The organism is Aminobacter sp. P4_H6_2, from assembly GCF_056400805.1.
On sequence record NZ_JBFUKO010000319.1, the window covers coordinates 1 to 6,258 of the forward strand.

General features: G+C 63.2%; 9 protein-coding genes. 6 read left to right on the top strand and 3 right to left on the bottom strand.

Features of this window, described 5'->3' with window-relative positions; translation table 11 throughout:
- Window positions 1–89 precede the first annotated feature (89 nt).
- Genes AC1DUU_RS20350 through lhpI form a run of 3 tightly spaced genes read left to right on the top strand, consistent with a single transcriptional unit; the run spans window position 90 to window position 1,735 of the window.
- Complete coding sequence (locus tag AC1DUU_RS20350; RefSeq protein ID WP_055981346.1) at window positions 90–374, top strand: integration host factor subunit beta; 285 nt, start codon at window positions 90–92, stop codon at window positions 372–374.
- A 43-nt stretch (window positions 375–417) separates the two neighbouring features.
- Window positions 418–747, top strand: coding sequence for a LapA family protein (locus AC1DUU_RS20355; protein ID WP_476785209.1), 330 nt, complete (start codon window positions 418–420; stop codon window positions 745–747).
- A 22-nt stretch (window positions 748–769) separates the two neighbouring features.
- Window positions 770–1,735: a bifunctional Delta(1)-pyrroline-2-carboxylate/Delta(1)-piperideine-2-carboxylate reductase gene (gene lhpI, locus AC1DUU_RS20360; protein WP_476785210.1), complete on the top strand. Its 966-nt coding sequence runs from the start codon at window positions 770–772 to the stop codon at window positions 1,733–1,735.
- Here the strand turns inward: lhpI and AC1DUU_RS20365 are convergent.
- From AC1DUU_RS20365 to AC1DUU_RS20375, 3 genes are all read right to left on the bottom strand, one after another.
- Window positions 1,725–2,165, bottom strand: coding sequence for an EVE domain-containing protein (locus tag AC1DUU_RS20365; protein ID WP_476785211.1), 441 nt, complete (start codon window positions 2,163–2,165; stop codon window positions 1,725–1,727). The two genes, lhpI and AC1DUU_RS20365, sit on opposite strands and share 11 nt — an antisense overlap.
- On the bottom strand, window positions 2,162–2,548 hold the full coding sequence (locus tag AC1DUU_RS20370; RefSeq protein WP_476785212.1) for a VOC family protein: 387 nt from the start codon (window positions 2,546–2,548) through the stop codon (window positions 2,162–2,164). Before AC1DUU_RS20370 ends, AC1DUU_RS20365 begins: the two co-directional genes overlap by 4 nt.
- Window positions 2,549–2,615: 67 nt before the next feature.
- Entirely contained in the window at window positions 2,616–3,308 is a 693-nt protein-coding gene (locus AC1DUU_RS20375; protein ID WP_476785213.1) for a helix-turn-helix transcriptional regulator, read from the bottom strand.
- A 146-nt stretch (window positions 3,309–3,454) separates the two neighbouring features.
- Here AC1DUU_RS20375 and AC1DUU_RS20380 point away from each other — a divergent pair, with 146 nt between their 5' ends.
- The 3 genes from AC1DUU_RS20380 to lspA are packed head-to-tail and all read left to right on the top strand — an operon-like array spanning window position 3,455 to window position 5,860.
- Complete coding sequence (locus AC1DUU_RS20380; protein WP_476785214.1) at window positions 3,455–4,522, top strand: RsmD family RNA methyltransferase; 1,068 nt, start codon at window positions 3,455–3,457, stop codon at window positions 4,520–4,522.
- Entirely contained in the window at window positions 4,519–5,355 is an 837-nt protein-coding gene (locus AC1DUU_RS20385; RefSeq protein WP_476785215.1) for a TrmH family RNA methyltransferase, read from the top strand. Before AC1DUU_RS20380 ends, AC1DUU_RS20385 begins: the two co-directional genes overlap by 4 nt.
- A gap of 13 nt (window positions 5,356–5,368) precedes the next feature.
- Entirely contained in the window at window positions 5,369–5,860 is a 492-nt protein-coding gene (gene lspA, locus AC1DUU_RS20390) for a signal peptidase II (protein WP_476785216.1), read from the top strand.
- Window positions 5,861–6,258: the final 398 nt, after the last annotated feature.

Below are 6,258 nucleotides of genomic sequence, written 5' to 3' on the forward strand. Positions count from 1 at the left end.
GTATGCTGTCGCTCTGGCAGGCTGAAAAAGCCGTGTCAGGCGGCTGAAAAACAAATAAAATCATAACCATCACGACGGGGACCGCGCATATGATCAAGTCTGAACTGGTGCAAATTATTGCAACACGCAATCCGCATCTTTTCCTGCGGGATGTCGAGAACATCGTCAGCGCCATTTTCGACGAAATCACTGATGCGCTTGCCGACGGCAATCGCGTCGAACTGCGCGGCTTCGGGGCATTTTCGGTGAAGAACCGCCCCGCCCGCACCGGCCGCAACCCGCGCACCGGCGAATCCGTCGAGGTCGAGGAAAAGTGGGTGCCGTTCTTCAAGACCGGCAAGGAGCTGCGCGAGCGGCTGAACTCCGCGAAATAGGCCGGCGAGCGGTCAAACGGCGGGGCTTTAAACGGGAATATCCATGTTCAATCGCTTCATGCTCATCGTCGTCTTCGTGCCGGTGGCAATCGTGCTTATCGCGCTTGCCGTCGCCAACCGTGCCGCCACCGCATTCACGCTTGACCCGTTCAACCCGGGCAATCCCGCACTGACCATCCAGGCGCCGCTGTTTGTGCTGCTGTTTGCAGCGCTGGCGCTCGGCGTGATCCTGGGCGGCGCCGTGACATGGCTCAAGCAGGGCCGCTACCGCAAGGTGGCGCGCCAGCGCGGGCTCGAAGCCGAAAGCCTGCGCCAGGCAGCGGCCCAGCGGCCGCCAGTCGCGCAAGGCCCTGCCTTGCCGCGCTCCAACTAGATAAGCCGTCGGGGAGAATTCAATGCTGCAATTTTCGGCCGATGACATCGACCGGGCGCTGACCTTTCCCGGATTGGTCGAGACATTGCGCACCGCCTTCCGCGAAGGCGCGGTGCAACCAGTGCGCCATCACCACACGGTCGAACGCGCTGAGGGTACGGATTCGACCCTGCTCCTGATGCCGGCCTGGACCGACTTCAAGGCTGCGGGTGCTGGAACCGACGGGCATATCGGGGTCAAGATCGTCACTGTCTCGCCCGACAACAACGACGTCGCCAAGCCGGCGGTCGTTGGCGTCTATCTGCTGCTCAACGGCGTCACCGGCGAGCCGCAGGCGCTGATGGACGGCCCACGCCTGACGCAATGGCGCACCGCCTGTGCCTCGGCACTCGCCGCCTCCTATCTGGCGCGCGAAGATGCTTCAAAACTGCTGGTGATCGGTGCCGGCGCGCAGTGCAAGTTCCTGGCCCGCGCGCACGCCGCCGTGCGGCCAATCAAGCAGATTCGCATCTGGAACCGCACAATCGCCAACGCCGAAGCGCTGGCCGCTTCGCTCCGCGGCGAAGGCTTTGAGGCGACCGCCATTTCCGACCTCGATGCCGAACTTGGCTGGGCCGACATCGTCACCGCCGGCACTATCTCGACCCTCCCTCTGGTCAAGGGCGCGAAGCTGAAGCCTGGTTGCCACGTCGATCTCGTCGGCGGCTTCACGCCCGGCATGCGCGAAGCCGACGACGCGGCGATCAGCAAGTCGCGCGTATATGTCGACACCCGCGCCGGAGCGACCAAGGAAGCCGGCGACATCGTCCAGCCGATTGCAGCAGGAGTTCTCAAGGCGGAAGACATCGTCGCCGACCTGCATGAACTCGCCCGCGGCCAGAAACCCGCCCGCCAGTCGGCGGACGAGATCACCCTGTTCAAGTCGGTGGGTGCGGCACTCGAAGATCTCGCCGCCGGCATCGCCGTCTACAAGGCGCTCAAGCGATAGCTTTGAGACGCATCTCCGCGCCCATGGCTTCCGCGATCAGGCGGAAATCGTGTTCGCTGAGCATGCAAAGCCCAAGGCGAAGTTGATAACCCCAGTTGCGGGTGGCGGTGAAATCGAGCCGGTGAAGCAGCGTTGCGATCGGTGTCTCGTCCGAAGCCGTCCAGACGACATTGCGCCGAAACGGGCAGAACCCGCCCCCCATGTCGAACTGGTATGGATCGCCCTCCCGCACCCGGCCTATAGCCGTGAAGGCGCGCAGGCCGTCCTTGCCGCCCATGACAGTGGACGGCGAGTAATAGACAATGCCGTCGCCGGCTGCGATGCGGCGCAAGGGTGCTGCCTTGCCGTGGCAGACCTGCATGAAGCCTTGGGCCCGGCCGAGCCTGACATGGTCCGCCGAGGCCACCGCGAGCCAGTTGCCGGTGCTCATGACTGCGTGACCGCCGCTTCGTCGAGGCAATAGACGCGCAGGCGATGATTGTCGGGGTCGAGAGCGACAAAGCTGCGGCCGAAATCCATATCGGTCGGTGCCTGGAGGATTTTCAGCCCGCGCCCAGCCCATTCTGCATGGGCAGCGTTCACCGCATCTGGCGTGTCGAGGGCAAAGACGATCTCCGCACCGCCACCTGCTGCAACTGCCGCCGGCTCCACCGTATGGCGCGACCACAGGCCGAGCTTGAAGCCGCCATCCAGCACGAACATGACGAAGGTCGGCGACGCTTCGACCGGCTCGCGACCGAGCAGCTTGCTATAGAACGCACCGCTTTGCTGCGGCTGGTCGACATAGAGAATGATGAAATTGGGGGTACGCATTTTGCTCTCCAGAGGTTTCGATTTGGAGAGCATAAGTCGCACCGCTGTCAGATTCTGGCAGTAGCGATTACTGCCTTCTCGGCATGTCGAGCGTTGCCCGCCACTCCTTGAGCATCGCCTGCCGTCGCCTGGGATAGCGCGTGTCGGTGGCGTTGAGATCGGAAATGCGGTCGGCGCGAAAATGCCTGAAGTCCTGGCGCATTTCGCACCACGCCACCATCACCCGGACCTTGTCGAAAAACGCAAGCGCGAACGGCCAGACGATGCGCCGGGACAATGAACCATTGCCGTCCTCGTAGGTCATCTCGACCTTGCGCTCGGCGCGCATCGCCTTGCGGATGATGCCAAGATCGACGCTTTCGCGGCTCGACGCTTGGCTGGGGCCAACCAGAAGCGTGGTCGCRTCGAGTTCCTCGCGCAGATCCTCGGGCAGCACGGCGGCGATCTTGGCCAGCGCGTCGGTTGCCGCCGCCGACAGGCGTGTATCAGGCTGCTTGGCGACCCAACGCGACCCGAGCACGATCGCCTCGATTTCCTCGTCGGTGAACATCAGCGGCGGCAGCATGAAGCCGGGCTTAAGCACATAGCCGATCCCCGGCTCGCCCTCGATCGGCGCGCCCTGCCCCTGCAGCGTGGCGATGTCGCGATAGAGCGTGCGGATCGACACGTCGAGCTCACTGGCCAAGGTCAGCCCATTCACCGGCCTGCGATGGCGGCGCAGTATCTGGATAAGGTCGAGAAGGCGTTCGGAGCGCGACATGATTCTTGTTTCATCCTGGGCAGAGCACGATAGAGCCGTGCCACGCTCGCCGAAAGGCCATGCGCCGGGGCGGCGCGACATCCGCTGCGGTTGCGGAGTTCTGGGCCGTATGCCAAAAGCGGCCAACAGCCCGGAGATACAATTTCTTGAAGCACCCGCGTGACAAGCGCCGCGACAGCCGGCCTCAGCCGCCCCGCAAGGGTGCCGCAGCGCCCGCGCCAACGCGCGCCCGTGAAGAGCATCGCCCTGCTCCCAGGCAAGAGGCGGCTCCAGAGCCAAGGGCCGAGCCGCGCAAGCTTGTTCGTCGCGAAGGCGCCCTGCCCGCAGAACGCCTGCCGCTGATCCTCGAAGTCCTGCCCAATGACGACTATGCGCTGCTCGACAGCGGCGCGGGCCTCAAGCTCGAACAATATGGTCCGTACCGGATCGTGCGGCCCGAAGGGCAAGCAATCTGGCAACCTGCTCTGCCTCCCAGGCAGTGGGAAAACGCCGACGCCGTCTTCACCGGCGACACCGACGAAGAAGGCCTTGGCCGCTGGCGTTTCCCCAAGATGCCACTCGGCGAAACCTGGCCGATGCGCCATGACGGGCTGCATTATCAGGGCCGCTTCACCTCGTTCCGCCATGTCGGGGTGTTTCCCGAACAGGCGACGCACTGGGATCACATGGCCAGGCTGATCGAGGACGCCAAGCGCCCGGTCAAGGTGCTCAACCTGTTTGGCTATACCGGGCTTGCCTCGCTGGTCGCCGCGCGCGCCGGTGCGGAGGTCACCCATGTCGACGCCTCGAAAAAGGCCATAGCCTGGGCACGCGAGAACCAGGAAATGGCCGGTCTCGCCAACAAGCCGATCCGCTGGATCTGCGACGACGCAATGAAATTCGCCGAGCGCGAGGAGCGTCGCGGCAGCCGCTACGACATCATCCTGTTCGACCCGCCGGCCTATGGCCGTGGCCCCAAGGGCGAAGTCTGGCAATTGTTCGAACATCTGCCGACGCTGACCGACATCTGCCGCTCGATCCTGACGCCCAAGCCGCTGGCCATGGTTTTGACCGCCTATTCGATCCGTGCCTCGTTCTTCGCCATCCATGCCTTGATGCGCGACACCTTCGCCGGCATGGGCGGCACCATCGAATCGGGCGAGCTGATCATCCGCGAGAAATCGGCCGGACGCGCGCTTTCGACTTCCCTCTTTTCGCGCTGGGTAGCCAAATGAGCGAACACCGCACCGGAGCGCCGGGACGCGTCAAGGAAGTGACGAGCCTGGCCAATCCGCTGGTCAAGGACATCAAGGCGCTGGCGCAGAAGAAATTCCGCGACCAGCAGAACGCCTTCATCGCCGAAGGGCTGAAGCTGGTCATCGACGCGCTCGATCTCGGCTGGACGATCAAGACTCTGATCTTCGCCAAGTCCGCTCTCGGCAACGCCGCCGTGGAGAAGGTCGCTGCGCGCACCGTCGCCTTGGGCGGCGACGTGCTCGAAGTCTCGGAAAAAGTGCTGACGGCCGTCACCCGCCGCGACAACCCGCAGGCGGTCGTCGGTGTGTTCAGCCAGCGTTTCGTGCCGCTCAAGGACGTTCGCCCTAGAGGTAACGACGTCTGGGTGGCGCTCGACCGCGTGCGCGATCCCGGCAATCTCGGCACCGTTATCCGCACCGTTGACGCGGTCGGTGCCAAGGGCATCATCCTCGTTGGCGAGACCACCGATCCGTTCTCGCTCGAAACGGTGCGCGCCACCATGGGCTCGATCTTCGCAGTTCCCGTCGCCAAGACCAATCCTGAGGCGTTCCTTGCCTGGCGCAAGGACTTTGCCGGCACCGTCGCCGGCACGCATCTCAAGGGTGCCGTCGACTATCGTTCGGTCGATTTCGGCAACCGCCCAGTTCTGTTGATGATGGGCAACGAGCAGCAGGGCTTGCCCGACAATCTGGCAGACGCCTGCGACAAGCTTTTGCGCATCCCGCAAGCCGGCCGTGCCGATTCGCTCAATCTCGCGGTCGCCACCGGCGTCATGCTGTTTGAGATCCGGCGCAACGCGCTCACACTTTAGGAGACGGCGCCCCGTGAAACCCGCAGTAGTCTACGGCGTTGTAACGGCATTGGCCGTAGCGCTCGATCAGTGGATCAAAATTCTCGTCGAAGCCAATCTCGTCATGCATGAGAAGGTCGATGTGCTGCCCTTCCTGGCACTTTACCGCACCTACAACACCGGCATCGCCTTTTCGATGTTCTCCAGCGTCGGCGACACCGGCCTCATCGCGCTGACCGCGATCGTCGTCACTTTCGTGACTATTCTGGCAATCCGCACGACGCCGGCGCAAGTCATTTCACGCTTTGGCTTTGCGCTGATCGTCGGCGGCGCGCTCGGCAATCTCATCGACCGCACCGTCTACGGTCACGTCATCGACTACATACTGTTCCACACGCCGGTGTGGTCCTTTGCCATCTTCAACCTCGCCGACGTCTTCATTTCGGTCGGTGCGGCACTGGTGGTGCTCGACGAGTTCCTGGCCTGGCGGCGCAGCCGCAGCGAGCCGGTAGCCTCAGACGAATGAATTCGTCCGGCGCACTTCAAGTTACAATACGAGTTGTGACAGTGACGTGAAGTCAGTCGCGGCATACGCACAGACTTCAGTTTGCGGTTAAGAATTTTTTCAGCATGGTCGCAATCGGGTCCAAGGTCTGCCACAATCGGTCATCATGGTGTCATCGGTGGACGGGCCGATAGGTACCGACTGAAACTGTCTTGCGGCTACGCGGCGTAGATTTGCGGGTCGAAACGACAGGTGGGGACGCTCATTTTTCCGAGCGCTTGGGGCCTGAGTGGAGAGTTGCTAGTGAAAATGCCCTTCGGGTTGGGCGCAGCCAATCAGCCGCGCTCCACGATGATGTTCATGAAAACCGAGCCAGCTTCCTGGCGCGAGAACGCTCCCAATCGTGGCCTGGTCTGCGG